The following is a 26531-nucleotide window of genomic DNA, read 5'->3' on the forward strand; positions in this document are numbered from 1 at the left end:
CGGCTCCGGCATGGACGGTACGAAATCGGAGCATCGCTCGGCCGACAAAGGAGTCGTATGAGCCAGGCACCTTCTCTCCCCGGCAAACGGCCACTACGGCCGAGGACCCCCGCGCCCCCGAGGGCACGGCGCGCCGTCGCGAGCGGCACCTTCGGCTCGGCGCTGGAGTGGTTCGACTTCGCCGTCTACGGAGCGATGTCGGCGACGATCTTCCCCACGCTGTTCTTCCACTCGCTCGATCCCGCGATGGGCCTGCTCGCCTCGTTCTCGACCTTCGGCGTCGGCTTCTTCGCCCGCCCGCTCGGCGGCATCGTATTCGGTCACCTCGGCGACCGCATCGGCAGGAGGAAGGTCCTGCTGGCCACATTCCTCGCCATGGGAATCTCCTCGCTGATCATCGGCCTGCTTCCGCCATATTCGGCCATCGGCCTGGCTGCACCGCTGCTGCTCGTGGTCATGCGATTCGTGCAGGGCTTCGCACTGGGCGGGGAAGCGACCGGCGCGCAGCTCATGACCATGGAACACGCGCCGACCGACCGGCGCGCCTTCTACGGCGCCCTCATGGCGATGGGCTCTCCCATCAGCCAAGTCGCCGCCAACGCCATGCTCGCGCTGCTGTCGGCCCTGCTGAGCGAAGAGGCATTCCTTTCGTGGGGCTGGCGAATTCCGTTCCTGTTCAGCATCCTGCTCGTCGCGGTCGGCATCTACATCCGGATCAAGGTCGAGGAAACCCCGGTATTCAAGGAAAAGACCAGGGAACTCGCGACACAGGCGACGACACCGGCCGCCGTGCTGCGCGGCCACGGCCGGACGATCGCCCGCCTCATTCTCGCCTTCTCGCCGATCGTCGTCACCTTCTACATCGTGACCGTCTTCGGCATCAGTTACCTGACCCAGCACGGATTCTCGACGACCGACACGTTCACCATCATCATGATCTCCAACATCCTCTCGGTGATCGCGATCTGGTGGGGCGGGCGCCTCGCCGACGTGTACGGCCGCCGCAGGATCCTGCTCATCGGCTCGGCGGGCACACTCGCCGCCGCTGTCGTCTTCTTCCCCGTCGTCAACACGGGAAGCTATCCGGCGGCGCTGGCGATGGTCGCGTTCGCGCTCGTGGCGGCCCAGTTCGGCAACGCGGGCCAGGGCGCGCTGTTCGCCGAGGCATTTCCCACCCACATGCGCTACACCGGCTCCGCGCTGGCACTGACCGGGGCGAATCTGATCTTCGCCGCCCCAGCCCCGTTCCTCGCGTCGTGGCTCACCGGCCTCACCGGAGGTTCCACCGTCTCCATCACGATCTTCTGGGTCGCAGTCACGACAGCGGCGATCATCAACATGCTGCTCATGGACGACGGCAAGACCCTCGAAGGCGGGCGGCACACCTTCGGCAGATACGCACCGGCACCGGAAACGGCACCGGCGGAAGTTCACCCCGAATCGAGGAGCACCGCATGACCACACCATCCACAGTGGATCGGACGGCGATCGTCACCGGCGGCGCGGGCGGTATCGGAGCCGCGATCTGCGCTCGCCTCGCCCTCTCGGGCTACACGGTCGTCGTCACCGACATCGCGAGCGAGGCCGCCGACAAGGTCGCGGCAGCGCTTCCCTCACCGCACGGCGCCAAGCATCGCGGGTTCGCCGGCGACCTGACCAGTTCGGCCGTCAACCGCGAACTCGCCAAGCTTGCCGATTCCCCCATCGGCGTCATCGTCAACGCGGTGGGCATCTCCCCCAAACGAAACGGCCGCAAGATCGCCTTCGCCGACCTCACCGACGAGGAATGGCACCGGATCATGGCCGTCAACGTCGCCGCGCCGTTCTTCCTCGTCCGCGAGGCGTATTCACGCATGCCCGCCGACGGCACGGCGAGCATCGTGAACCTGCTCTCCATCACCGCGAAACTGGGCTCGGGCGGCCAGGAAGACGCCGACTTCCCTCCCCATCTTCCCTCCAACGTCGCCTACGCGGCGAGCAAGGCCGCGTTGCAGAACCTCACCGCGAGCCTGTCGAGGGAACTCGCCGGACGACGGATTCGCGTCAACGGCGTGGCTCCCGGCTTCGTTCGAACCCCGATGATGGGCGAGGTTCCCGCCGAAGGGCGCCTGCTCGACCAAGTACCGATGAAGCGGTTCGCGCTGCCGGAGGAGATCGCCGACGCCGTGGACTTCCTGGTAAGCGACAGGGCTGCCTACATCACCGGCACTAGCCTCGACATCAACGGCGGCTGGCTCACCTGCTAGCAGGACCCGACCCGACAGGGAGCACGAGCATGACCCACCCCGAGCAGGTCTTCGACCTGATCGTCGCAGGATCCGGAATCGCGGGGCAGGTGACCGCGACAGCGGCCGCCGAAGCGGGCCTGCGTGTCGTACTGCTTGAGAAAACCGGAAAACTCGGTGGATCCTCCGCCATGAGCGGCGGATTCTTCGCCTTCTCCGGAACGGAAGAGCAAGTCGCGGAAGACATAGCCGACTCGTCAGAGCTGTTCCTGCACGATCTCCTGGAGTCCGGCGGGCATCGCAACGATCGCGCGCTGCTGGATGCCTACATCACCGGCCAGCACGACACCTATCGCTGGCTCAAGGAGAACGGCGTCCGCTTCCGGGCACTGGAGATCAGCTCTGGCCAGTCGGTTCCGCGCAGCCACAACACCGCGATCACCGAGGTACTGACGAGCCTGCACGAGACGTTCACCGCACACGGCGGGCAAACGAGGCTCGACCACCGTGGCGTGCGGCTGGTGACCGGACCATCGGGTGTCACCGGAATCGTCGCGGCGACGCCCGACGGCGAGCGGACCTTCACCGGGCGAGCGGGCGTCGTGCTGGCGACCGGCGGATTCAGCAGAGGAACGGACCTGCTTCGCGTTTTCGCCCCGGAACAACTCGCCGCCATTCCCTACGGTGGCAAGGGAAACACCGGTGACGGGCTGCGGATGGCATGGAAACTGGGCGCAGGCATGGCGGACATGTCGTGTGTCGCCGGCACCTACGGTTCGCATCCGGACACCGGCGAGGACTTTCACGAACTGCTCACCGCCTACTATCTCGGCGCGATCATCGTGAACACGCGCGGGCGACGGTTCGTCGACGAATCCCGGTCGTACAAGGTGCTGGGAAGGGAAGTACTCGGCCAGCCGGACGGTCTCGGGTTCGAGATCTTCGACGCCAAGGTCAGGGCCAAGTCACTACCCGGCATCCCGCTCAGCGACATCGGCCTGCTGGAGGAGCTCGGCCATCTGTACACGGCGGACAGTCTCGGCGAGCTGGCCACCATCGCCGGTATCGACCCTGCCGGTCTCGCCGATACCGTCGAGCGCTACAACGCCGCCGTCGAAGGGACCAGCGCCGACGAGTTCGACCGCGACAGTCTGTGCAACGGCGTCGGCGAGCCGTCGCCGATCGACACGGCACCGTTCTACGCCTACCCCGCGAAGTCCCTGCTGACGAGTACCTACTGTGGACTCACGATCACCCCGTCCGGTCAGGTGACCGATGTGGACGGTGAGGTCATCGAAGGTCTCTACGCCATCGGTGAACTCACCGGCGGATTCCACGGCGACGCCTACATCACCGGCACGTCACTCGGCAAAGGCGCGGTGTTCGGACTGGGTGTCGCGCGGCACGCTGCCGCGTCGCTCGGCCGGAACGCGGCCCCGGCCTCCACAGGAGACACCGCGATGCGGACAGTACGAACGGAAACCCGGCACGCCGACGTCGTCGTCGTCGGCTCGGGAGTGTCCGGCTCGGCGGCGGCGAGGGCCGCCGCCAAGCGGGGCGCGAAAGTGGTGCTGCTGGAAAAGCTCGGTAGCTTCGGCGGTTCGGCCGCGCTCTCGGCGGGGATGTTCTGGACGGCCGCCAGTTCCGATGCCTACCGCAGGCGCATCCCACTCGGGAACACCGAGCTGGGCGACGCGGTGGTGACCGACTACGAGGACGCGCTCGCGGAACTGCGCGCGAGCGGCGTCAGGGTGGCCGATGAACCCCAACGGGACATCATGAGCTTCGGCACCGGTTACTCCACCGACATCGGTGCCATCCTGTCGAGCTGCCGTGCCGACGTAGTCGCCGAGGGCGGTGAAACGCACACCTCGGCCACCGTCACCGGGCTCGTCTCCGATGGTGGCACGGTCACCGGCGTCACCGTCAGGGACGAGGAAGGCAGGTTGATCGAGTACCGCTGCGGCGCGGTTGTGCTGACAACGGGCGGATTCCAGGGAGCGCGCGACGAACTGACCCGCCACATCGGACCGAACGCCGACCGGCTGCTGTTGCGCGCCAACCCCGGCAGTGTCGGCGACGGGCTCCGCCTGGCGCGCGACGCGGGCGCGGGCGGCACGAGCGCCATGAGCACGTTCTACGGTCACCTCGTCGGCTATCCCCTCCGGCGTTTCGAAGCCGAGGACTATCTGCCGTACTCGCAGTACTACTCGGGTTCCGCGATTCTGGTGAACCTGCGGGGAGAGCGGTTCGCCGACGAGACGGGCGGCGACGAACTTCTCAACCAGGACACCACCTTTCAACCGCGAGCACGCGGCGTGCTCATCTTCGACCACCACGTGCGGGAAACGGAAGGCTCCGGTGAACCCTTCGCCGGGCTGGGTTCGCTCGACCGGTTCGACGTCGCCGTGCGCGCGGGCGCGCGGCATGCGATCGCGCCCACGTTGCCCGAACTGATCGACGCGGTCGCCGAATGGGGAATCGATCGCGACAACCTGTCCGCGACGCTGGCCCGCTACCGCGAGGTCGCCGAGGCCGGTGGCGGAGCCGCGCTGGGGATCCCGGTCTCCGAAGGTGCCCGGCCACCGTCGGCGGCGCCGTTCTACGCGCTCATGGTTCAGCCCTCGATCACGTTCACCTTCGGTGGGCTCCGGACCAACACCGACGGCGAAGTCCTCGACCACGACGGGCTGCCCGTACCCGGCCTTTACGCGGCGGGAGCCGATATCGGAGGACTCTCCAACTACGGCTACGCCGGCGGGCTGGCCCCCGGGTACATCACCGGCAGGTGGGCAGGTCGTTCAGCGGCACACCACGCGTCACTCTCCCCGGCAGGTCGCTCGACCGTCCACTCACGACGGTCGGGATGACCGCGGCTCAGTCGTCTGATTTCTTCGCGACCTCGTTCGCCGCCCGGCTGCCGACCCTGGCGCCGTAGAGCACGAACCCGAGCATCGCGACGCACGCCACGAACACCGCGCCCGCGACAACCGGTATGGGGACCGGTAGAAGTATGACGAGCGCGCAGGCTATCGAGGAGTATCCGGCGAACATCGAAGGCCGCTTCGCGCGGACGTGCGCCGCCAGCCACGCCTCGTCACTCGCCAGCGTGCTCGGCATGCGAATGCCCGCGAACGCGTTCCGCCTCAACCGTCCCGACGCGGCCGCACGAGCCAACCACACGAGCAGAACGCCCGAGCCCAGCATGACGACGAACAGTACGATTCTCACCACCAGGTCTTCATCCATCGCCGCCATCCTCTCATCGAACGGTCCCTCACTCGGTACCGGCGGTTTCCCGCAGTACGGCGAGAAAGGCGGCCAGACCGGGACGCGCCTCGGCCCCCTTCCTGACGGCGGCGTAGCCATGGCTCCGGACGCCGTGTCCCGTCGGCACGGCCGTGACGACACCGCCGGGTATGGGAAGGAGGGCCGATCTCGGGACGAGCGCGACCCCCATCCCCGCTTCGATGAGCGCGAGAATCGCCAGCCAGTCACTGGCCCTGTGCCGGACGAGCGGAGTGAACCCCGCCGCGGCACACGCGTGGTGCAGCAGCTGATCACACGCGTCACCTTCGATCGTGCTCACCCAGTCGTCGCGCTCCAACGCGGAGAGTTCGATCTCGGTTCCACCGGCGAGCGGGTGCGTTCCGGGAAGAACGAGGACGAGATCGTCTGTTCCCAGCGCGATTCTCGTGTACCTCGGGTCCGCGTCCGACGGCCCTCCGCCTGCTTCGACGGCGACGACCACGTCGATATCGCCGGTGGAGAGCGCTTCGAGACAGGACGCGACGGTGACCTCGCGGATGTCCACCCGCAGCCCGGGCTGGCGCTGCCGCAGTGTGCGGACCGCCGGGATCAGCAGGGAGACGATCGTCGAGGGAAACGAGCCAGCGGTGAGCTGCCCCAGTTCACCACCGAGAGCCGCACTGACGTCGCCCTTCGCCTTTTCGAGCTGCGCGAGCACCGCATAGGAGTGACCGACCAGCACTCGCCCCGCGTCGGTGAGGCGCAGCCTTCGGCCTTCCGACTGGGTCAGCGCTCCCCCCGCTTCGCGGGCGAGCGTCGCAAGCTGCTGGGAGGCCGCCGAAGGCGACATGTGCAGCATCGCCGCGGCGGCGTGCACGGTGCCCTGCTCGTGCAGCGCCACGAGAAGCCGCAGGCGAGTCAGATCAATCATGAAGCAAAGCTTACCGTTATCCGCCACAATATCCGCCTTGTCTTCCCATTTGCAGGAAGGAAGCATGGGCGAAGTACCGGCACCGAGCACAGGAAGGTGGCATCAGGAATGAAGGTGCTCGCCCTCAGTTCCAGTCCCCGCAAGGACGGAAACTCCCGGCTCCTCGCACAGGCCGTCCTCGACGGCGCGACGAGCATGGGGCACAAGGTGGAACTGATCGATCTCGCCGACGTGGTCAAGGCACCTCTCGGCGACTGCCGCACCTGCCGCCTCGCCGACGGTCGCTGTTCGATCGACGACGGCTACGAAGAGCTGCTGCACACGGTTCTCGCGGCGGACGCGCTCGTACTGGCGACGCCGCTCTACTGGTACGGCGTCTCGGGGCAACTCAAGATCTTCCTCGACCGGATCTTCTGCCACGCGGGCGCCGAATACCCCCGGCACGAGGAGGTCGAGCGGGGCATCTTGCACAAACGGCTCGCCGTCGTGGTCACCTCGGAGGAGAGTTATCCCGGAGCGTCGCTCGGCGTGACCGCGCATATGCAGGAACTGGCCCGCTACCTGAGACACGACCTCGTCGGCATCGTGCGCGGTACGGCCAACTCTCGCGGTGAGATCACGAGGGACCCCGCGAAACCCGTCGAGCAGGCCCACAACCTGGGCACGCTCCTGTTCGAACTGCCGGTCACCGACTACCGGATGGACACCGTCCGCGACGGGGTCGTCTGGCAAGGCGGCGCGCCTTTCATCGCGGGGAAAGCGCGCTGAAAGCACGGTCGCGATCGTTGTCTCACCTTCACGTGATCCGGTGACCGGCCGGCGAGGCAGCGAGAGGACCGAATCCATGGCCAACGGGTACCAGGGACCGCCGCAACCGCCTCCGGGGCAGGGCGGCGGCCCCTACCCCGGAGGCGGCTACCAGCACCGGCCCCCTTACCCGCCCACACCGCCCGAACCGCCTCGCCCGAACCGGAAACGCAAGCTCACTGCCATCGTCGTCACCGTGGTACTGGTCGTGGCCGCGGGCGTCACCGGCGTCCTGCTGCTCACCGGCGGCGAGGGAGACCGCCCGGAACTGGCGGCACGGCCCGGCGCGCAGGAGACCGCGTTCCCCGACATCGCGAGCTTCGACTACGACGCGGGTGAGGACGCCGTGTGCGAGGCATTGCTGACGCCGATGTCCTCGCGCGGCTACGAATTGCGCTCCAGCAGTTCGGAGTACGGCGTGACGTGCACGTTCGGAACCCCGACCACGTCAGCGCTCGAAGACGGCGTGACCGACCTGCACGCAAGCGTATTCCTGATCAGGGGCGACGCGGAACGCGCCTACGCCATGAAGCTCGGTAGCACCGAACGGTTCATGAGGGACTACGCGAACGACAGCGCGAGCGAAATCGGCGAGCTGCAAGGGGTACCGATCGGCGATGAGGGCTACTTCCAGAGCACCGAGTTCCCCGAAACCGGCAACACCCGCGCGACGGCCGCCTTCCTTTCCGGGAACGAGATGGTCGGCATCGACCTCGGCGGCCACCTCGTCGCACTCGGCAGGGACGCGGTAAGCGAACCGCTCACCGACGACGTGCTCTACGACGAGATGATCGACATCGTCAAGACGCTGAACGGTGATGGCACCGCTGGCGAGGCACGGATCAGCCCCTCGAAAGCCGAGGAATACCCGGACCTGCCCGAACTCGGTGACCCCGAGCTGCCCTCTGACGGCACCGGTGAGGCCCGCTGCGCGCCGGTGACCGGGGTGGCGGAGCAGTTCGGCATGGCGACGAAGAAGACGGACGCGGTGGGCGGGCAAGTTCCGGTGACCCTCTGCGAGTACGGAATCCCGGCTGAGGACAGGCACGAAACGAGAGCGGGAGGAAACCTCCATGTCTCCGTCAGCGACTACACGGGAGTGGAGAATCTCCCCGCCTCGACGGAACTCACGCGCCGCCTCAGGTTCATCATCGAGAATGTGGTCAACGAGTCCGCTCCGGACAACCACCAGAAGCTGACCCTCGGCCCGATCTACACCCTGCCGGCCGGACAATCCGGATACATGGTCTATACCAGGTCGGACGCGAAGAAGTACGGATCGGGCAGCACCGGAACGCTGGAAGCCGCATACCTGGTCGGCGAGGTCTACTACGAGATCAGGCTCCACGGAGCGACCTACCCCGGCGAGCTGACAACCCCCGAGGCCAGGTCCGAGGACGAACTCATCGGCGACCTGATGACCGTCCTCACTTCGATGGACTCGTAGCCGGGGATCCCGTGGTGGATCAGCCGTCCATGGCCTTGGCGAAGGTTTCAAGCTCACGAGGGACGTCCGGTCCAGCAGGCTGGTAGGCGATCTCGGTCGCCCCCGCCTCTTCGAGCTGGGCCAGGCGTTCCCTCCATCCGGCTACGCTCATCGCGGCACCGCTCGCGGCCAGCACCTCACCGGTGACGAAGGGGCGGTCACGTTCATTCACCGCCCACAGGTGCCCTTCGTGCAACTCGATGTGCCGGACGTCCTCCGGGATGCCGTCGTAGGCCGCGGCCCATCGTTCGCCCCCGGGAACCATGTCCAGCTTGTCGAACTCCATCGCGAAATGCAGCCACAGGCTCGCGGCGTGGCCTGCCGCCGCGATCGCCCGATCCGAACCGGATTCCTCTCCCTCGTCGAGCACGGTGCCCAGTGTCAGGTTGACGCACCAGTCGAATCCGGCGACGGGGTCGGGGACCGTGAAAACGCCGTCCGCGTGGTCGCGCGCGACGGCGAGGCCCTTCGGCCCCATCGCGGCGGCTACGAACGGCACCTCGATCGGCCGGTCCCCGGCGAAGCCTGGGTAGTGCATCATGGTGATCTTCGCCCCCTCCCAGTCCACCAGTTCGCCGCGCAGCAACCGTTTGACCACGTCGACGTAGGCCGCGACGTCGGACCATTTACTCGGCCGCTGTCCCAGGGTCAGCCTTCCGGTGAAACCCGTGCCGACGCCGATGGTGACCCGGTCGGAACCGGCGAGAGCGACGAGATTGGCGATCGCGGTCGCGGTGACCATCGGGTGCCGCAGCGCGGGCACCAGGACCCCGGTGCCGAGTCCTATGTGTTCCGTCCGCTCCGCCGCGAGCGCGAGCTGCATCCACACGTCGGCGCAGATGGCCGGCGAATCGTAGAACCACGCCCTCGTGTAGCCGAGTTCTTCGGCGATCCGCGCGTGTTCGGGACTGTCCATTGAGGTGTTCAACGCGCAGGAGCGGATCAGGGCCACGGAGACCTCCAAGACGCGGCGGGAATCCGCCGGTTCGTGCGAGCGGTTTCCGAGACGGTATTGCTGGATCCGCTCTCGTGGTTACAGCGCGGCGCACGGAACTTGCATCCGAGCGCACACGGGTAGCGACAAGAACGCCGCCGGGCTCCCGTTCCCGGTGCCGGACGGCTACGCTCACAGCGACCTGCCGCCATCGCGGACGGCGACATTGCCAGAAAGGGAGCACGAATGCCCCAGCGGCGCGGAAACGGCTACGTGGTCGAGGATTCGTCGACCGGCCACGTGTCGCCGCGCGAACGCACCGACTACTGGACCGACATCGTCACCGGCTATCACTGCGCGTTGCGGATGGACTACCCGGAACGGGGTGACTTCCGAGGCAGGACCCTGCTCCAGCGCACTCCCGCCTACCAGCTCGTGCGGTGGACTTCCGACGAGGACCTCATCAGCAGGACCCGAAGGAGCATCCGGCTCGACCCCGACGAGGACTACCGGCTCGTTTTTCCCGTCGCGGGGCAGATGACGATGCGCGTTCCCGGCCAGGAGGTCACCATGCTGCCGGGACAGGCGGGGCTCACCCCGATGAGCCAGCCCTTCCAGTTGTGGCAGAGCACGGCGACGGAGGCGATCGTGCTCACCCTTCCCCGGCACGAGGTCGATCACCGGCTCGGCCGCGACGAACCGTGGGTCACCGGGCTCGACCTCGGTTCGGGGCTCGGCCGCATCGTCCGTGAGCTGATCGTCGGGCTCATCGAGGAACGTGACGCCGTCGACCGGCACCAGTTCGATGCGGTGTGCGACCGGCTCGTCGAGCTGATCTGCCTGCTGCTACTGGGAGACGACGTTGGCATGTCCACATTGGACGAAATCGGTGTCGCGGCAAGGAGGTATGCTCGCGAGCACGCGACGGACCGCGGGCTGGATCCGCACAACCTCGCCGCTGGACTCGGCTGGTCGCTGCGCCAGGTTCAGCTCGCACTCAAGGCGTCGGGAACGACCCCGCGCAAACTGATCAAGGACGAACGGCTCAAGGTGGCGAGGGAGCTGCTCACGAACAACGGGCGTTCCCTCGTGATCGCCGATCTGGCCCATCGGCTCGGTTTCAGCTCCGCCGCAGCATTCAGCAACGCCTTCCGGGAGCGCTACGGGGTGCGTCCCAGGGACATCCGCTGAGCTTTCCTTCGGTCGGCGCGGAGGTTCCTAGCGCGCCTCACTCCGGCAGGGCGCGGATCTCGGCGTCCTGGGTGCGGATCTCGTTGACCTGAGTGCGGATCTCGGCGGCCTGGACGGGGGACTCGCGCACGGGTGCGGGACTCGCCGGGCGTGCGCGAGTCAGCGCGGCTCGATCCAGACGGTGCGGAATCTCGGGTTCTCACCCGGATCCCCGTGGTCCTGCAAGCGGATCGGGCCCGGCGACGGGCTTTCCGGCCGCCCCGCGCCGGTACTGCCGTCGATGGCAACGTCGTCGTGCACGAGCACGTCGTTCCACCACACGCTCACCCTCGCGTCAGCGACCTTGTCGCCCGCGCAGTCGAACCTGGCCGCCGTGAACACGATGTCGTAGGTCTGCCAGCGCAGCGGAGGGGTCGCGGCGTTGACGTCGGGAGCCTTCTTCGTGTAGATCGCGCCCGCGTCGTCGGTGGCCGGGTCGGCGACCCCGTACGATTCCAGCACCTGGATCTCGTAGCGCTCCTGGAGATAAACCCCGCTGTTGCCGCGAGCCTGCCCGGTCACCTCCGGTGGATAGTCCGGCTGATACCACTCGACGTGCAGCCGGAAGTCCCGGAAATGTTCCTTCGTGCGGATGTCGCCTCCGAACGATTCCATCGACCCGTCCTCGACCGGCCACGTGGCGGGCCCACCACTCGCCGACTCCCACGCGTCGAGGTCGCTGCCGTCGAAAAGAACGATCCGCTCCGGTTGAGCAGGCGAGGGCCCAGCGGAAGCGATACCAGGGGCGAGCGTGACAGCGGTGAGTACGGCGAGCTGAGTGACGAACAGCCGCATGGGCCTTCCTCCTCGGGACCGGCACGGTTCGCGACAAGCAGGGCGCACCCAGTGAAGAACGCTCTTCGGTGGAAAGTCAACGAAAGTAGGAAGGTGCTGGACAAAAGCAGGCGACCGTACCCGGTCAGCCGCGCGAGGCGAGACCGTCCAGGTAACAGGCAAGCGCGTGGGCGAACACGTCGTCGGCGCCGCCGAGTCCCATGGTCCTTTCCGGTGCGGCGTCCCCGATTCCCGCGAGCTCGGGAAATCGCCCCGACGCGACGAGCGAGGCCGCCTCGGTTTCGACGATCCGCCACCACTGCTCGCTGCGCAGCCCGGTTTCCCGCTCCGCTCTCGTCTCACCGAGTACGTCGAGCGCGTGTCCCCGCACCAGGCTCGGCAACGCGAGCGCCGCCCTCATGCGCTCCTCGTCGCTCAACGACAGTTGAGCGAGCGCGGCGAGAGTCCATTCACTGTGCATCATCATCTCGGGGGCCAGCGGCGGTCGGCTGACCGGCAACAGCTCGACCAGCCACGGATGCCTCCGGTACAACCGCCATTGCAGCCGGTACACCGTTTCGAGTCGCCGGCGCCAGCCCTCGGGAGCGGGACTCGGCAACGGGTTCGCGCCGAAGACGGTGCGCAGCATCAGAAACTCCAGCTCGTCCTTTCCGGCGATGTGGTGGTACAGCGACATCGGTGCCACTTCGAGCACCCCGGAAAGGCGGCGCATCGACACCGCTTCGAGCCCCTCCCTGTCGGCGACGCCGATACCCGCGGCGACGATCCCCGCGCGCGTGAGCCCGCGCCGGGCGGGACCCGGCGACCTCGGCGGTGAAGGCTGTGGCACAGCGCGCACGACGGTCCCCGACCCCGTGCGCGTGACGACAAGGCCCTCGTCGCGCACCATCGCGATGGCCCTGCTCGCGGTCGCCATCGCGACCCCCCACTCCCTCACGAGGCTCCGGGTGGAGGGCACGCGCTCGCCGGGAGCGAGCGTGCCGTCGGCGATCCGGCCGCGAAGCCAGGACGCGATCCGCCGCGCGGGCTGGTCACCCGAAGTCACCGTCATGAGTCAAGTGTACTAGTGCGCTTAGCGAGCAACGTCACCTGATCCACTGAATTCGAGCGACAATACCTTGCAAAGTCCACCAAGTGCACTACTTGACCCCCAGGGCGACCAGCAAGAACCATACGCTGTATGCATGGCTTCACGGAACCCACTGCGAGCATATGAGCACGCGACGATCATCGATGTCACCGACGTCACCGGCAGGCCGCTGCGACCGGACCAGACGGTGCTCGTCGACGGCGACACGATCACCGCGATCGGCCCCTCCGCTCAGTTGCCCGTCCCAGCCGAGGCGACGGTGACCGACCTGAGCGGCAAGTACGTCATCCCCGGCCTCGCCGACATGCATGTGCACAGCGAATCCGGCACCGACGACGAACGGCATTTCCCCGCCATCTACGTCGCCAACGGCATCACCACCGTCAGGGAGATGTGGGGCAAACCCCTGCTGCACGAATGGCGCCGCAAGGTCGAGACCGGAGCCTCGCTCGGCCCGAGGTCGGTCATCGCGAGCCCGCTCGTCGACGGCTCCCCCGCTCTGTGGGCCGACATCTCGGCCGACAGCCCGGTCATCACCGCGACGACGACGGCGGAAGCCCGGCGCGCGGTCGGCGAGGCGATCGACTCCGGCGCCGACTTCGTCAAGGTGTATTCCCGGCTGGAGCGCGAGCCCTACTTCGCCGTGCTCGACGAGGCGGCCAAGCGCGACATCCCGGTCGCGGGGCACCGGTCGGACAACGTGCCGCTCGCCGAACAGATCGAGGCGGGTCAGCGCTCTTTCGAGCACGTGCACGGCCTGTGGCCCGCGACGGCCGCCGACACCGGCCGGTTCGAAGCCGCGATGGCCAGTATCGCGCCAGGACAAGGGATTCAGTACGCGAGCTGGTTCAAACAGGTCAACGACATCGAGTGGGAGGCGACCGAGAACTACAGCGCCGCCGCGGCGAGTTCGCTGTTCGAGCGCATGGTCGCGGCGGACGTCGCGTACTGCCCCACGCTCATCATGCACACCGCCGTCGACCTGCCGGACGGCATCGTCTTCGACGATCCCCGGTTGTCGTATCTGCCGCCGGACACCGCACAGATGTGGGAGTTCGTCGGCGAACAGGTCTTCCGCGGCGGTGGCAGGGACGCCATCGAGACCGCGCGGCGGATAACGCTGTTCGGCCGCAGACTCGCCGCGGTCGCCGCGCTGGACGAGGCCGGGGTTCGGCTGCTCGCCGGAACCGACGCCGTCACGCCTGGCCTCTTCCCCGGTTTCAGCCTGCACGACGAGCTCGAACTGCTCGTCAGGGCGGGGCTGACTCCATTGCGGGCGCTCAGGGCCGCGACCATCGAACCCGCTCGTTTCCTCGGCCGTGCCGAGAAAACCGGAAGCACGGAGGAGGGCAAGCTCGCCGACTTCGTCGTACTCGACGCGAACCCGCTCGACGACATCGGGAACACGCGAGAGATCAACGCGGTCGTGCTCGGCGGTCGCTATCTCGGCGCTGAGGAGCGGGACGCGTTGCTGGCCACGGCGAGCGCGATCGCCGCGGCCCACGGCTGAGGGTGGGCCCCGCCAAGGCAGGGCCCACCACGCGTTGTCAGTCCCAGTCGAGCGAACCACCGGTCTGGTATTCGGTGACCCTGGTTTCGAAGAAGTTCTTCTCCTTCTTCAAATCCATCGCCTCCGACATCCACGGGAACGGGTTGTCGGTGACGCCGAAGATGGGCGCGATGCCGATCTGCTGTGCCCGGCGATCGGTGATGAAGTGCAGGTACTGCTCGCACGACGCCGCGGAAAGCCCGAGCATGCCCCTCGGCATGGTGTCGCGGGCGTAGGCGACCTCAAGTTCGCACGCCTCGGTCAGCATGTCTCTGACCTCCGCCTGGAACTCCGGTGCCCACAGATGCGGGTTCTCGATCTTGATCTGGTTGATGCAGTCGATGCCGAAATTCAGGTGGATCGACTCGTCCCGCAGGATGTACTGGTATTGCTCGGCGATCCCGACCATCTTGTTGCGCCTGCCGAGCGAGAGGATCTGCGCGAAGCCGGTGTAGAACCACATTCCCTCGAACACCACGTAGAAGGCGACGAGGTCACGCAGGAAGTTCTGGTCTGCTTCCTCGGTGCCCGTCGCGAAGTCCGGGTTGTCGAGGTTGCGGGTGTAGCGAAGAGCCCACGCGTCCTTGTCGGCGATGGAGGGCACCTCGCGGTACATGTTGAACAGCTCGCCCTCGTCGAGGCCAAGGCTTTCGCAGATGTACTGGAAGGTGTGCGTGTGCACGGCTTCCTCGAATGCCTGGCGCAACAGGTACTGCCTGCACTCGGGGTTGGTGATCTGCCGGTACACCGCGAGGACGAGGTTGTTGGCCACGAGCGATTCCGCCGTGGCGAAGAAGCCGAGGTTGCGCTTGAGCATCAGCCGCTCGTCGGCGGTCAGGCCGTCCGACGACTTCCACAGCGCGATGTCGGCCTGCATCGCGACCTCGGTCGGCATCCAGTGGTTACTGCATCCGGCGAGGTACTTCTCCCACGCCCAGTGATATTTGAGCGGCAGCAACTGGTTGACGTCGGCGCGGGCGTTGATCATCGCCTTGTCGTCGACGTTGACACGCTCGGCGCCGTGAACGATGTCGCCGAGGCCAGAGGCGGTTTCCAGATTGGTCACGAATACTCCACAGGCAGGGTCGAGCCGCGCCGGAGGCGATAGTGCCTCCGGCGCGGCCGGACAACGGGAATTACTGGCAGGCTTCGCAGTCGGGATCGTCGATCCGGCAGGCGGCACCATCGGTGGCGACGAAGTCGACGTCCGGCGCGGGACGCGAAGCCGGTTCGGGGCTCACCGGTGCGGGACTCGCGGCGGGAACCGCGTTGAGCTTGCCGTCGGTGCCGCGAAGGGTGCTCTTCTCGACGCTGGTCGCCGCGCGGGCTCGCAGATAGTAGGTGGTCTTGAGCCCCTTGTGCCAGGCGTAGCGGTACAACTCGTCGAGCTTGCGCCCGCTGGGCGCGTCGATGTAGAGGTTCAGCGATTGCGCCTGGTCGATCCACTTCTGCCGACGAGAGGCGGCGTCGACCAGCCAGCGGCTGTCGATCTCGAAGGCGGTCGCGTACAACCGCTTGAGATCGTCGGACACCCGGTCGATGCCGGCCAGGCTGCCGTCGAAGTACTTGAGGTCGGAGACCATGACCTCGTCCCACAGGCCCCGCTGCTTGAGGCTGCGCACCAGGTGCGGGTTGATGACCGTGAAGTCACCCGACATGTTCGACTTGACGTAAAGGTTCTCGAACTGCGGCTCGATCGACTGACCGACACCGCAGATGTTGGAGATCGTCGCCGTCGGCGCGATGGCCATCACGTTGGAGTTACGCATCCCGTCGGCGCGTACCTTCTCCCTCAGACTATCCCAGTCCAATGTGGACGAGAAGTCGACGTCGAGAGCGTCGCCCTCACGCGCGTCGGCGAGCAGGCGCAGCGAGTCGATGGGCAGGATTCCCTTGCTCCACAGCGATCCGTCGAACGTCTCGTACCTGCCGCGTTCGGCGGCCAGCGCGGAGGAAGCCGCGATCGCGTAGTAGCTCAGGTGCTCCATGCTGTTGTCGGCGAACTCCACGGCACCATCGGAGGTGACCGGAAGCCCGAGCGTGAACAGCGCGTCCTGATAGCCCATCAGGCCGAGCCCGACCGGACGGTGCCTCAGGTTGGAGTGGCGCGCCTGCGGGATCGTGTAGAAGTTGATGTCGATCACGTTGTCGAGCATCCGCACGGCTGTGGTCACCGTGCGTTCGAGCTGCTCGGTGTCGAGCCCTTCGGGCGTGACGTGCTTGGCGAGGTTGACCGAGCCGAGGTTGCACACCGCGACCTCGTCGGCATTGGTGTTGAGCGTGATCTCGGTGCACAGGTTCGACGAGTGCACGACACCGGCGTGCTGCTGCGGCGAACGCAGGTTGCACGGGTCCTTGAACGTGATCCACGGGTGGCCGGTCTCGAACAGCATCGTCAGCATGCGCCGCCACAGTCCCACAGCGCGCACCCGCTTGAACACCCGCAGCTCGCCCCGGTCGGCAGCGGCCTCGTATTCCCGGTAGCGCCGCGCGAACGCCATGCCGTACAGATCGTGCAGGTCGGGTGTCTCGTCAGGAGAGAACAGCGTCCACTCCGCGTCGGCCTCTACCCTGCGAAGGAACTCGTCCGGCACCCAGTTCGCCGTGTTCATGTCGTGGGTGCGCCTGCGGTCGTCGCCGGTGTTCTTGCGCAGATCGAGGAATTCCTCGACGTCGATGTGCCAGGTCTCCAGGTAGGCGCAGGCCGCGCCCTTGCGCTTTCCGCCCTGGTTGACGGCGACCGCGGTGTCGTTGGCGATCTTCAGGAAGGGAACGACACCCTGCGACTTGCCGTTGGTTCCCTTGATGTGCGCGCCGAGGCCACGCACCGGCGTCCAGTCGTTGCCCAGCCCTCCCGAGTACTTCGCCAGCAGCGCGTTGTTGCGGTAGGACTGGAAAATCGAGTCGAGATCGTCGTCCACCGTGGTCAGGAAGCAGGACGAGAGCTGCGCGCGGGTCGTGCCCGAGTTGAACAGGGTCGGGGTCGACGCCATGAACCGCTGACTCGACAGCAGCTCGTAAAACTCGGCCGCCCTCGCCTCACGGTCGTCCTCGCGAAGGGCCAGCCCCATCGCGACGCGCAGGAAGAACGCCTGCGGCAGCTCGAACCTCGTCCCCCGCTCGTGCAGAAAATACCGGTCGTACAGCGTTTGCAGGCCGAGGAAACCGAAGTCGAGGTCGCGCTCGGGCCGGATGGCCGCCGTCACCGCGTCGAGGTCGAAGGTCGCCAGTTCGGGATCGGCCAGTTCGAGTTCGATCGCCCTGGCGAGGTAGTCCCGGAAGTACGAGCGGTAGTCCAGTTCGCCGTGCCGTGCCTGCCTGCGCTCACCGGCGAGGTGGCTCAGCGCCTCGCCGCGCAGCTTGTCCAGCAACAGGCGCGCGGTGACCTGGGAGTAGTTCGGTTCCCGTTCGACGAGCGTGCGCGCGGCCATGATCAGCGCCGTCGCCAGCTCGGCCTCGCTGATCCCGTCGTAGAGCGTGCGCTTGGTCTCCTCCAGTACCGGCTCGGCGGAAACGTCGGCCAGTCCGGCGACCGCCTCGGCGACGACGTCCTCGACCCGCGCCCAGTCCACGTGCACCGACGTGTCCCGCTCGACCGGCTTGTGCCGCGCCTTGGCGCGTTCCTCGCGGTAGAGCACGTAGGCGCGGGCGACCTTGTGCTGCTCGCCTCGCATGAGCGCCAGCTCGACGATGTCCTGGATCTGCTCGATGTGCACCGCACCGGCACTCGCGTGCCGTCGCAGCGACGTCTCCACCTGCGTGGTCAGCTCACCGACGAGGTGGTGGATGCGCGACGAAGCCGCCGCGCCGTCGCCCTCGACGGCGAGAAACGCCTTGCTCAGCGCGACGGAAATCTTGCTGGCGTCGAAGGGCGACACGCTGCCGTCCCGCCGGAGCACCCGCAACGTGCCACTGTCGCCGTCGTCGCCCGCTCGGTCATCGGGCACGGTCACACTGGAGGTACTGGAAGTCCTCGATGTCACAGCTCTCTCCTCGCGAGCTCGCATGGGCCCAGCGCGCTCGTGGCGCCGGGTCTCCGCGCGCCGGAGGGCGCACGGGCCGTGGCAGGTCTTCGGACTCGCGGGCACCCCGGCGGCCGCTGCCGCCGGACCTAATGGCCGTCCGCTTCCCAGGCTCGCGCGCGCCCAGTGCGTTGGTTGACGGCTTTCGTTCCCACTCACCGCTGCGGGGGCAGTCCCGGACTCCCACCGGGTTCCCTCTTGCCTCGCTCAGCCGTTGTCGACTGGAGCGAACCACCAGCGGCAGTGACACTACATGTTGTGCCTGTTGCGGCGAAATCACCCATAACGTGGGCGTGTCGACGTAATCTTCACCTCATGCTTCACCGCATGGGAAGGACCGGATCCGGTCAGCCAGGCGACTCGGGAAGGACCGACCGCACCGCCTCCGGCGAGCGGGCCACGACGGTGGTCCCGTCGTCCGCGGTGATGATGGGCCGCTGGATGAGGACGGGGTTGGCGGTGAGCGCCGCGATCCACCGGACCCGGTGCGCCTCGTCGCGCTCCCATGAATCGAGCCCCAGCTCACGGGCGACCGGTTCGCCGAGCCGAGCGACGTCCCACGGCTCAAGGCCGAGCCGGGCCAGCACGGCGCCCAGCTCTTGTTCGGTCGGCGGCTCTTCGAGGTAGTGGCGAACCGTGTACCCGGCCCCCTGTTCGTCCAGCAGGGACAGCGCGGAACGGCACTTCGAGCAGTCGGGGTTGATCCAGATTTCCATCGGTGGCGGCCCTTTCGATCGACCCGCAGGCTACCCGACCGCGGCGAGGGCACGACGGAATGACTCGGACGCCCTTCGAGAGTCCATTGTGGACTAGAAGCCGGACACGCCGAAGACCGGTCACACCTCGCGGGCGACCGGTCCGGCACCTCAGTCGCACATCACGGGTAACCGCCGATTCCGGCACGGAGCCCGGTGTACTCGATGGCCGTCCCGGAGTTGATCACTATGTTTCCTCCAGTGCAATCGGAATTCGAATGCAGGCGCTGCGTGAATCCGGTGCGATTGTAAGCGGACATATACCCGAATACCGCGGGCCATTTACAACCACCGGGCGGCGTGGCGGTCAGTTCGTACTTCGCCCCGCTGAACCCCGGACCCGTCCACACGCAGATATACCCCGACCTGCACGTCGCCTGCGCTCGTTCCACTGCGTCCGCTGACTGGACACGCGCACCGGTCGCGCTCGCGGGAGCAACCGCGAAGAGTCCGCACATCAGGGCGAAAACCGCGACGATCCGTGACAGAACAGCCTTTTTCATGATCTATTTCCCCCACCTCTCGGCATAATAGGCCGATGACATCTTCGGGCAACCGAACCGCAATTCCACACAATCGCGAGAGAATCACCCGAAGATACCACCGGAGAACGCATGCCCCCTCGCGTTTCATTTCCGCGAGAGCCGTCCGCTCCCAGATCCACAGTGGAGTGTCCGGCACGGCCAGTGCACGGATCCCGTTTTTCCAAGACCCTGACCATCGCTCAGCGCAGACTCGGGTACGGCAAGCTATTCGTTCGACAGCGTGAAGGACAGACCATGCCCCTCCCCCAGCCCACCCGGATCATCTCCTACCTCTACCCGGAGGACCTCACCGCGGCCGCGGACTTCTACACCGGCGTCCTCGGCATGGAGATCGTCATGGAGACACCCGTCCTGTGCCTCAGCTCCCCCGCCAACCCTTCGGCGCAGGTCATGCTGTCACCTCCGGAAGAACCGCGACCAAGCATCGGCGCCGATGCCGGCACCCCCGCGGCCGTCGACGCGGCCCACGCCGAGGCACTGAAGCGCGGACTGCGGATCGTCCACCCGCCGACGCACGAATCCTGGGGCGTCTACCGCTTCTTCGTCGAGGCCCCCTGCGGCACGATCGTCAATGTCCTTGCGCATGTCACCTGAGTTCACCCTCGGACTCCTGATCGGGCGCGTTGTCCACGACCTGCCCCGGTGCGCGCCTGACGAGCAGTGCGAGAAATCCGGCGAGCACGGTGACCCCCGCCGCGATCAGGAAGACGTCGTGCAGCCCTTCGACGAACGTGCGGTGCGCCGCGCTGGTGATCGCGGCGAGCACACCGGGATCATCTGAACCGAGCAGATCGCCCACCTCGGCGCGCGCCGAGGGAGGGAAGCCCAGCGTCACGGCTTGCCCGACATCCGGGTTGCCCGCGAGCTCGGCCGCGAGCGCGGAGTCGCCCTCACCGAGCGCACCGGCGAGGTTCGGCCGGAACCGGTCACTCACGACCTGGCTCAGCAGCGCCCCGAACACGGCGATACCGAGGGTGCTGCCCAGTTGCTGCGTCGACTGTTGCACGCCGGATGCGACCCCTGCCTTGTCCTCCGGAACGCTGCCGACGATCGCCTCGATCGCCGGAACCATCATGAGACCGGCACCGAGCCCGGCGATCAGGAACGCGGGCAGCAACGACAACTGATCCGAGCTCGTCTCGATTCCGGAGAACAGGAACAGGGCCAGCGCGGTGAGCGCGGCACCAAGCAGGAGCGCGAGCCGCGAACCGAACCTCGTGCTGATCCAGCCGGCCAATGGTGAGGCGACGACGAACACCGCGGTGAGCGGCAGGATCGCGACCGCGGCTTCGATGGCGCTCTTCGCGAGCACACTCTGCAGGAAGAACGTCAGGTAGAACAGAATCGCGAAGAATCCGAACATGGTCGCCGCCAGCAACACCGACCCGGCCGTGAACGATCGGTTGCGGAAAAGGGAAAGCGGCACCATCGGGTGCTTCCGCTTGTTCTCGATGACGGCGAACACCCCGATGAGCACGAGTCCAGCCGCGAGGAAACCGAGGGTCCGGGCCGAGGTCCAGCCGTGCTCGGCGACCCCGTTGATCGCCCACACGATGCTCACCATGGCCAGGGTCAGCGTGAAGGCGCCAGGCAGGTCGAGGCGTGCCCGCGCGGAGGGACGGACCGAGGGGATCACGGCGAGGGCGACGAGAACGGCGACGACACCGAACGGAAGGTTGATGAAGAACGCCCAGTGCCAGGTGGCGTACTCGACCATGAGCCCGCCGAGAACGGGACCACCGGCCAGGGCGAGTGCCGACACTGCGCCGAACACCCCGAACCCCATCCCCAGCTTCTCGGGAGGGAACACCGTGCGGATCACCGCGACCCCGGCCGGTCCGAGCAGGGCCGCGAAGACACCTTGCAGCACGCGGGCCGCGATGAGGAACTCGACCGACCAGGCCAGCCCGCACAGCAGGGACGCGATCGAGAAGCCCGCGATCCCGATGAGGAATGCCTTCTTGTGGCCGATGCGGTCGGCGACGTTGCCAGCCGGGATGAGCAGACCGGCGAGCACGAGCAGATAGGCCGTCGTCACCCAGGCGATCTGGGACAGATCGGCGCGCAGGTCGGCCGCGATCGCGGGATTGGCTATCGACACGACGGTGCCGTCGAGCTGCACGACCAGTATCCCGAGCGCGACGGCGAACAGGCTGAGCCACGCGCGGCGCATCGGGTGAGCCGAGGAGGGGCCGCGCGGGGCGGCCGTGGACATCGCTTCCATGAGAGAACCCAATCGAACAGTGTACGAGTTCGGACTCGAACACCGTACCAGTACTCTCGAACACTGTGCGAGTAGCAGGTGGACGCGCATGCGCCGGTCTCGAACGTCGTTCGAGACCGCGGGTAGGGTGAGCACATGCCACGCGAGACCCTGACCAGGCCCCAGATCGTCGAAGCGGCAACCGGCCTGCTGGACCGGGACGGCATCGAGGGACTGAGCATGCGCAAACTCGGCGCGACCCTCGGCTCGGGAGCGACGTCGATCTACTGGCACGTGTCCAATCGCGACGACCTCATCCGGCTCGCCGCCGACAAGGTGTGGGCCGAGATCCCGCTACACGATCCAGCCGAGAAAGGCTGGCGGCAGGCCGCGGCCGAGGTCGCCGACGACACCTATCGCATGCTCGCCAAGCACGTGTGGCTGATTCCCGCCTTCAGCAGTCACCTGCTCTACGGCGAAAGTTTGGCCCGCTACGAGGATCACTGTTACTCGGTCTACGAGGCGGCCGGATTCACCGGAACCGACCTCGACTGGGCGTTCAACACCGTCTTCACCTTCGTGCTCGGCACCGCGCTTGGCGACGCGGCCGAGCGTTCGCTACGCAGGACGGGCGCCGGAGAGCACGGCGCACTGGCCGACGCGAAACGTGAGGCCGACGAACTCGCCCAGCGGTACCCGCGACTGCGAGCCCGGCTTGACGCGCAACGCGACATCGACCCGCGCGCGGCACAATTCGACAGCCTCGATTTCGGGATCGCGACCATTCTGGACGGACTCGAAGCTCACCTCGCCCGGTCGCCCGAGCGCGACTGAGGGGTCCGCCCCGCAACCCAGCCTGACGCCCTGACCTGCCAGTACAGGCTATTCTATCCACGTATACACGCAGTGCATACGTCATGTGTATAGTGCTCAGCACAGCTACCCCGAACCAACCGAAGGGAGGCGCCATGTCGGTCTCGCGCACGCTGCTCGCGCTGCTCGAACCGGGGCCACGACACGGCTACGACCTCAAACGCGCCTACGACGAGCAGTTCGCACAGGGCAAACAGCTCGCCTACGGACAGGTCTACTCGACGCTGTCCCGCCTGTTGCGCAACGGACTCGTCGAGGAGGCGGGTGTCGAACACGGCGCGGGCCCCGACCGCAAGCGCTACACCATCACCGACGCGGGCGTCACCGACGTCGAGAGCTGGCTCGGCACGGCCGAGGCGCCGGAGCCGTATCTGCAGAACACCCTGTACACCAAGGTGGTGCTGGCGCTGCTTTCCGGCCGCAGCGCCAACGACGTGCTGGACACCCAGCGCTCGGCCCACCTCACCGTCATGCGCGACCTCACGAAGCGCAAGACCAGCGGCGATCTCGCCGACCAGTTGATTTGCGACCACGCCCTCTTTCACCTTGAGGCCGACCTGCGGTGGCTCGAACTCACCGCGGCGAGGCTCGACGCACTCGCGGAGGTAGTGCGCTCATGACCGAACCATTGCTCGTCGGACGCGACCTACACAAGGCGTTCGGGCAGACGGAAGCCCTGCGCGGCGCGGACGTGTCCGTGCGTGCGGGAGAGGTGCTCGCCATCATGGGCCCCTCCGGATCCGGCAAGTCCACCCTGCTGCACTGCCTCGCGGGCATCGTGCGGCCGGATTCCGGCTCGATCCAGTATCAGGGCGGCGACCTCGTCGCCATGGACGACGCACGCCGCAGCGCGCTGCGCAGAACCGATTTCGGGTTCGTCTTCCAATTCGGACAGTTGGTGCCCGAACTGACGTGCCTTGAGAACGTCGCGCTACCGCTGCGGTTGAACGGAGTCAAGCGCAAGCCGGCCGAGACGAAGGCGCGCCAGTGGCTCGACCGGCTCGAAGTCGGCGACCTCGGCGCCCGCAGGCCCGGCGACGTCTCGGGAGGGCAAGGCCAGCGCGTCGCCGTGGCGAGGGCGCTGGTGGCCGACCCGAAGGTGGTGTTCGCCGACGAACCGACCGGCGCGCTCGACTCGCTCAACGGCGAGACCGTCATGCGACTGCTCACCGAGGCCGCGCGCGGAACGAACGCGGCGGTCGTGCTCGTCACCCACGAAGCGAGGGTCGCCGCGCACTCCGACAGGGAGATCGTCGTCCGTGACGGCCGGGCAACCGACCGAGAGCTGGTGGCATGATCCGCGATCTTCTGCTGGGGCTCCGGCTGGCCGTCGGGGGCGGCCGGATCTCGGGGCAGGCGCTGCTGCGCCTGCTCATGACCACGCTGGGCGTCGCGCTGGTCGTCGCCGTGCTGCTGCCCGCGGCCTCGATCAACACCATGGTGGGCAAGCAGTCCGAACGCTCCGAGGCGCAGACGGCCACGGCCGAGCCACAACCCGGCGCCGATCCGCTGTACCGCCTGCACTGGTTCATCGACTCCGGCGACGACTACCTCCAGGCCACCGTCCTCGCGCCTGGCGGACCGAACGCCCCCGTTCCGCCGGGACTGGACCGTCTCCCGGCTCAGGGCGAGGTCGTCGTCTCACCGGCCGCCGCCGATTTTCTCGACTCGGAGGCGGGCGCTTCGACAAGGGCCCGCATCGGCGGCACCATCGTCGGCGAGGTCGGCAAACCGGGCCTTGTCAAGGCGGGCGACCGGGTCGTGTTCGTCGGCGCATCCGCCGATCAGATCAAGGACGAGAGCTACACCGAGACCGTCTACGGGTTCGGCATCCCGCCGAGCGAAAGCAGCGGCGGCGGCATCGACATCGTCACGATGGCGCTTGTCGCGCCGATCGCCGCGGTGCTTCTCGTGCCCCTGCTGATCTTCGTCACCACGGCGTCGCGCATGGGCGCGGCCCAACGCGAACGCAGGCTCGCCGCGTTGCGGCTGCTGGGCGTCAGCGGGAGGCAGGTCCGCAGGGTCGCCGCCGCGGAATCGCTGGTCGGCGCGCTGGCGGGGCTGCTGCTCGGGGGTGCGCTGTTCCTGGCGCTGCGGCCGTTGGTCGGCAAACTCGACCTGTTCGGTCTTCGCTTCTTCCCCGAGGATTTCGTTCCCTCGTGGCAACTGGTCGTGTTCATCGCATTGCTGGTGCCGGGACTCGCCGTCGGCGCGGCGATCTTCGGACTGCGGCGCACCATCGTCGAACCACTCGGCGTCGTACGGCACGGCAAGGCTTCCCAGCGGCGGATGTGGTGGCGCTGGGCGATCGCGATCGCGGGCGCGCTGATGATGGGCGCCACGCTGTTGGCGGAAGAGCGATCGAACGCGACGACCGTCGGGCTCGCGCTGTCGGCGGGAAGCACGCTGTTGCTGGTCGGGGTCGCCGCGCTGCTTCCGTGGGCCGTCGAAAAGATCGTGGCCAGGATCAGCGGCGGCTCCCCGTCCTGGCAGCTCGCCGTACGCAGGCTCCAGCTCGAAAGCGGCACGGCGAGCAGGGTGGTTTCCGGTCTCGTCGTCGTGCTGGCCGGTGCCATTCTCATCCAGACGATGGTCGGCGCCATCAGCACGACGGATCCGGAGGGCAGCACATGGCAGCCGGAACAACCGGTCGCCGCCCAGCTTCAGGGCGACCGGCTCCCCGAGGCCGAAGAGTTGCTGGCCGAGGAACCTCGCGTCTCCGCGGTACACCAGATCACGGCGACGACGCTGAACAAGGCGGAGGGCGGCCACGCACGCGGCTGGACGGTGCTGATCGGTGACTGCGCGGCGCTGGCGACGAGGGCCGAACTCGGTAGTTGTTCCGACGGCGACGTGTTCGCGGTCGGCGCTGGCTCTCGTGAACCCGAACCGACGGCGGCCGAGGAGGGCGAGTCCGCTCGCTTCATATCCTATCTGGAGGGTGAGCCGCTGCTCGGTCCAGAGTGGACGATCCCGGCCGGGGTCACGCGAATTCCCGCCGACGAGGCGGTCCGTGAGGTGTCGTCGACTCTGCTGATCACGCCTGGCGCGCTCGGCGGGATACAGCCGCCGGACACTCAGGACATGCTGTTCGTGACCGGAACCGGTGACAGCAAGGCGATCTTCGAGGCGGCAGCCGTTGCGGTCAGTCCGCTTGGCTGGTCCCTCGATGTCTGGCCTCCATTGGGAATGTACGAGTCGGACCGGCTCGACGAGACGACGGCGACGATGCGGGGCCTGATGCTCACCGCTTCGCTGTTCGTGCTGGCTGTCGCCGCGCTGTCGCTGTTGATGCTCTCGATCGAACAGATTACCGAGCGGCGCCGTCCACTGGCCGCGCTTTCGGCGGCAGGGGTCCCGCTGTCGGTTCTGGCGCGGGGGTCCTTGTGGCAGATCGCGATCCCGGTCGGCGTCGGGGTGGTACTCGCGGTCGTCGCGGGTATCGGCATCACCCTGCCTACCCTGCGCTACGCGGGGCTTGATCTGAGCCTCGACATCGGGCTCATCGGGGTGGTGTGCGGCGCGGCGATAATGGCCGTGCTGGTGACGACGGTGCTGACCCTTCCGCTGCTGCGCCAGGTGACCAAACTGGACAGTCTGAGGGCCGAGTAGCCGGTAGGGGCGGTGCGGTGGCGGTGCGGTGGCGGCGGGGCCTCCGCACCGCCAGTTCCGCGTTCAGGGCGGCGAGATCTGCGTCCGGGACGGCGAGATCTGCACACGGGGCGGCGAGATGCGCGTTCGCGGGCTCGGCACCCGAGCAGTCCGCCTGTACCGCCAGGTTGGCCCGCGCATGCTTACGCGGCAGGCGTTCGGCGCGAAACACGTGGAGTTGCTGAC

General features: G+C 67.4%; 21 protein-coding genes, 1 pseudogene and 1 riboswitch. Of the genes and pseudogenes, 12 read left to right on the forward strand and 10 right to left on the reverse strand.

Going from position 1 to position 26531, the window contains the following annotated elements; genetic code table 11:
* Positions 1 to 57: 57 nt before the first annotated feature.
* From BAY61_RS22150 to BAY61_RS22160, 3 genes are read left to right on the forward strand one after another with little or no spacing between them, the layout of a single operon-like run.
* Entirely contained in the window at positions 58 to 1458 is a 1401-nt protein-coding gene (locus tag BAY61_RS22150; protein ID WP_170140305.1) for an MFS transporter, read from the forward strand.
* Positions 1455 to 2246 carry an SDR family NAD(P)-dependent oxidoreductase gene (locus tag BAY61_RS22155; protein ID WP_091809626.1) on the forward strand — a complete coding sequence of 264 codons (792 nt, stop codon included), beginning with the start codon at positions 1455 to 1457 and terminating at the stop codon, positions 2244 to 2246. The genes BAY61_RS22150 and BAY61_RS22155 overlap by 4 nt, the downstream gene beginning before the upstream one ends.
* A 29-nt stretch (positions 2247 to 2275) precedes the next feature.
* Entirely contained in the window at positions 2276 to 5095 is a 2820-nt protein-coding gene (locus BAY61_RS22160; protein ID WP_091809624.1) for an FAD-dependent oxidoreductase, read from the forward strand.
* A gap of 7 nt (positions 5096 to 5102) precedes the next feature.
* Here the strand turns inward: BAY61_RS22160 and BAY61_RS22165 are convergent, their stop codons facing one another.
* Positions 5103 to 5474 carry an SdpI family protein gene (locus BAY61_RS22165; RefSeq protein WP_170140306.1) on the reverse strand — a complete coding sequence of 124 codons (372 nt, stop codon included), beginning with the start codon at positions 5472 to 5474 and terminating at the stop codon, positions 5103 to 5105.
* A gap of 28 nt (positions 5475 to 5502) precedes the next feature.
* Positions 5503 to 6405, reverse strand: a complete 903-nt coding sequence (locus BAY61_RS22170) for a LysR family transcriptional regulator (RefSeq protein WP_170140307.1) — start codon at positions 6403 to 6405, stop codon at positions 5503 to 5505.
* A gap of 108 nt (positions 6406 to 6513) precedes the next feature.
* On the opposite strand from BAY61_RS22170, the gene BAY61_RS22175 reads away from it, so the two are divergent.
* Together BAY61_RS22175 and BAY61_RS22180 are read left to right on the forward strand one after the other, a co-directional pair.
* On the forward strand, positions 6514 to 7173 hold the full coding sequence (locus tag BAY61_RS22175) for a flavodoxin family protein (protein ID WP_091809619.1): 660 nt from the start codon (positions 6514 to 6516) through the stop codon (positions 7171 to 7173).
* Positions 7174 to 7249: 76 nt separating this feature from the next.
* On the forward strand, positions 7250 to 8659 hold the full coding sequence (locus BAY61_RS22180) for a hypothetical protein (RefSeq protein WP_091809617.1): 1410 nt from the start codon (positions 7250 to 7252) through the stop codon (positions 8657 to 8659).
* A gap of 19 nt (positions 8660 to 8678) precedes the next feature.
* Here BAY61_RS22180 and BAY61_RS22185 read toward each other — a convergent pair whose 3' ends face one another.
* Complete coding sequence (locus tag BAY61_RS22185) at positions 8679 to 9650, reverse strand: LLM class flavin-dependent oxidoreductase (RefSeq protein ID WP_211323637.1); 972 nt, start codon at positions 9648 to 9650, stop codon at positions 8679 to 8681.
* 228 nt (positions 9651 to 9878) lie between these two features.
* Between BAY61_RS22185 and BAY61_RS22190 the strand changes: the two genes are divergently transcribed.
* The gene (locus BAY61_RS22190; RefSeq protein ID WP_091809615.1) at positions 9879 to 10823 is read left to right on the forward strand and encodes an AraC family transcriptional regulator; all 945 of its coding nucleotides are present in this window, start codon (positions 9879 to 9881) and stop codon (positions 10821 to 10823) included.
* Positions 10824 to 10982: 159 nt separating this feature from the next.
* On the opposite strand, the pseudogene BAY61_RS22195 reads toward BAY61_RS22190, so the two are convergent.
* Positions 10983 to 11567: pseudogene (locus BAY61_RS22195) on the reverse strand (3-keto-disaccharide hydrolase); the annotation flags it as partial.
* 214 nt (positions 11568 to 11781) lie between these two features.
* Entirely contained in the window at positions 11782 to 12708 is a 927-nt protein-coding gene (locus BAY61_RS22200; protein WP_091809614.1) for a TetR/AcrR family transcriptional regulator C-terminal domain-containing protein, read from the reverse strand.
* A gap of 133 nt (positions 12709 to 12841) precedes the next feature.
* Here BAY61_RS22200 and BAY61_RS22205 point away from each other — a divergent pair, with 133 nt between their 5' ends.
* Positions 12842 to 14257: an amidohydrolase family protein gene (locus BAY61_RS22205; RefSeq protein ID WP_211323638.1), complete on the forward strand. Its 1416-nt coding sequence runs from the start codon at positions 12842 to 12844 to the stop codon at positions 14255 to 14257.
* 37 nt (positions 14258 to 14294) lie between these two features.
* Here the strand turns inward: BAY61_RS22205 and BAY61_RS22210 are convergent, their stop codons facing one another.
* The 4 genes from BAY61_RS22210 to BAY61_RS34045 all read right to left on the reverse strand — a co-directional run bounded on the left by BAY61_RS22210 (position 14295) and on the right by BAY61_RS34045 (position 19576).
* A complete protein-coding gene (locus BAY61_RS22210) occupies positions 14295 to 15362 on the reverse strand; it encodes a ribonucleotide-diphosphate reductase subunit beta (protein WP_091809612.1) in 1068 nt (355 codons plus the stop codon).
* 70 nt (positions 15363 to 15432) lie between these two features.
* Positions 15433 to 18243: a ribonucleoside-diphosphate reductase subunit alpha gene (locus tag BAY61_RS22215; protein ID WP_245865341.1), complete on the reverse strand. Its 2811-nt coding sequence runs from the start codon at positions 18241 to 18243 to the stop codon at positions 15433 to 15435.
* Positions 18244 to 18342: 99 nt separating this feature from the next.
* Positions 18343 to 18572: riboswitch (cobalamin riboswitch) on the reverse strand.
* Positions 18573 to 18665: 93 nt separating this feature from the next.
* Entirely contained in the window at positions 18666 to 19034 is a 369-nt protein-coding gene (locus BAY61_RS22220; RefSeq protein WP_091809608.1) for an ArsC/Spx/MgsR family protein, read from the reverse strand.
* A 161-nt stretch (positions 19035 to 19195) separates the two neighbouring features.
* Complete coding sequence (locus BAY61_RS34045; protein ID WP_091809606.1) at positions 19196 to 19576, reverse strand: peptidase inhibitor family I36 protein; 381 nt, start codon at positions 19574 to 19576, stop codon at positions 19196 to 19198.
* A gap of 276 nt (positions 19577 to 19852) precedes the next feature.
* On the opposite strand from BAY61_RS34045, the gene BAY61_RS22230 reads away from it, so the two are divergent.
* Positions 19853 to 20212 carry a VOC family protein gene (locus BAY61_RS22230; RefSeq protein WP_091809604.1) on the forward strand — a complete coding sequence of 120 codons (360 nt, stop codon included), beginning with the start codon at positions 19853 to 19855 and terminating at the stop codon, positions 20210 to 20212.
* On the opposite strand, the gene BAY61_RS22235 is transcribed toward BAY61_RS22230, so the two are convergent.
* The gene (locus BAY61_RS22235; protein ID WP_245865343.1) at positions 20205 to 21854 is read right to left on the reverse strand and encodes an MFS transporter; all 1650 of its coding nucleotides are present in this window, start codon (positions 21852 to 21854) and stop codon (positions 20205 to 20207) included. The two genes, BAY61_RS22230 and BAY61_RS22235, sit on opposite strands and share 8 nt — an antisense overlap.
* A 123-nt stretch (positions 21855 to 21977) precedes the next feature.
* Between BAY61_RS22235 and BAY61_RS22240 the strand changes: the two genes are divergently transcribed.
* The 4 genes from BAY61_RS22240 to BAY61_RS22255 all read left to right on the forward strand — a co-directional run bounded on the left by BAY61_RS22240 (position 21978) and on the right by BAY61_RS22255 (position 26306).
* The gene (locus BAY61_RS22240; protein WP_091809600.1) at positions 21978 to 22655 is read left to right on the forward strand and encodes a TetR/AcrR family transcriptional regulator C-terminal domain-containing protein; all 678 of its coding nucleotides are present in this window, start codon (positions 21978 to 21980) and stop codon (positions 22653 to 22655) included.
* Positions 22656 to 22789: 134 nt separating this feature from the next.
* Entirely contained in the window at positions 22790 to 23314 is a 525-nt protein-coding gene (locus tag BAY61_RS22245; RefSeq protein WP_091809598.1) for a PadR family transcriptional regulator, read from the forward strand.
* Positions 23311 to 23991: an ABC transporter ATP-binding protein gene (locus BAY61_RS22250; RefSeq protein WP_091809596.1), complete on the forward strand. Its 681-nt coding sequence runs from the start codon at positions 23311 to 23313 to the stop codon at positions 23989 to 23991. Before BAY61_RS22245 ends, BAY61_RS22250 begins: the two co-directional genes overlap by 4 nt.
* Entirely contained in the window at positions 23988 to 26306 is a 2319-nt protein-coding gene (locus BAY61_RS22255; RefSeq protein WP_091809594.1) for an FtsX-like permease family protein, read from the forward strand. Before BAY61_RS22250 ends, BAY61_RS22255 begins: the two co-directional genes overlap by 4 nt.
* The last annotated feature ends 225 nt before the right edge of the window (positions 26307 to 26531 follow it).

This window comes from Prauserella marina, from assembly GCF_002240355.1.
In the GTDB taxonomy this organism is placed as follows: domain Bacteria; phylum Actinomycetota; class Actinomycetes; order Mycobacteriales; family Pseudonocardiaceae; genus Prauserella_A; species Prauserella_A marina.

Coding starts and splice junctions, on each gene's coding strand:
- BAY61_RS22230 (WP_091809604.1), top strand. CDS start 19,853: ATGCCCCTCCCCCAGCCCACCCGGATCATCTCCTACCTCTACCCGGAG.
- BAY61_RS22160 (WP_091809624.1), top strand. CDS start 2,276: ATGACCCACCCCGAGCAGGTCTTCGACCTGATCGTCGCAGGATCCGGA.
- BAY61_RS34045 (WP_091809606.1), bottom strand. CDS start 19,576: ATGAAAAAGGCTGTTCTGTCACGGATCGTCGCGGTTTTCGCCCTGATG.
- BAY61_RS22250 (WP_091809596.1), top strand. CDS start 23,311: ATGACCGAACCATTGCTCGTCGGACGCGACCTACACAAGGCGTTCGGG.
- BAY61_RS22200 (WP_091809614.1), bottom strand. CDS start 12,708: ATGACGGTGACTTCGGGTGACCAGCCCGCGCGGCGGATCGCGTCCTGG.
- BAY61_RS22190 (WP_091809615.1), top strand. CDS start 9,879: ATGCCCCAGCGGCGCGGAAACGGCTACGTGGTCGAGGATTCGTCGACC.
- BAY61_RS22205 (WP_211323638.1), top strand. CDS start 12,842: ATGGCTTCACGGAACCCACTGCGAGCATATGAGCACGCGACGATCATC.
- BAY61_RS22165 (WP_170140306.1), bottom strand. CDS start 5,474: ATGGATGAAGACCTGGTGGTGAGAATCGTACTGTTCGTCGTCATGCTG.
- BAY61_RS22245 (WP_091809598.1), top strand. CDS start 22,790: ATGTCGGTCTCGCGCACGCTGCTCGCGCTGCTCGAACCGGGGCCACGA.
- BAY61_RS22220 (WP_091809608.1), bottom strand. CDS start 19,034: ATGGAAATCTGGATCAACCCCGACTGCTCGAAGTGCCGTTCCGCGCTG.
- BAY61_RS22170 (WP_170140307.1), bottom strand. CDS start 6,405: ATGATTGATCTGACTCGCCTGCGGCTTCTCGTGGCGCTGCACGAGCAG.
- BAY61_RS22255 (WP_091809594.1), top strand. CDS start 23,988: ATGATCCGCGATCTTCTGCTGGGGCTCCGGCTGGCCGTCGGGGGCGGC.
- BAY61_RS22175 (WP_091809619.1), top strand. CDS start 6,514: ATGAAGGTGCTCGCCCTCAGTTCCAGTCCCCGCAAGGACGGAAACTCC.
- BAY61_RS22180 (WP_091809617.1), top strand. CDS start 7,250: ATGGCCAACGGGTACCAGGGACCGCCGCAACCGCCTCCGGGGCAGGGC.
- BAY61_RS22240 (WP_091809600.1), top strand. CDS start 21,978: ATGCCACGCGAGACCCTGACCAGGCCCCAGATCGTCGAAGCGGCAACC.
- BAY61_RS22155 (WP_091809626.1), top strand. CDS start 1,455: ATGACCACACCATCCACAGTGGATCGGACGGCGATCGTCACCGGCGGC.
- BAY61_RS22150 (WP_170140305.1), top strand. CDS start 58: ATGAGCCAGGCACCTTCTCTCCCCGGCAAACGGCCACTACGGCCGAGG.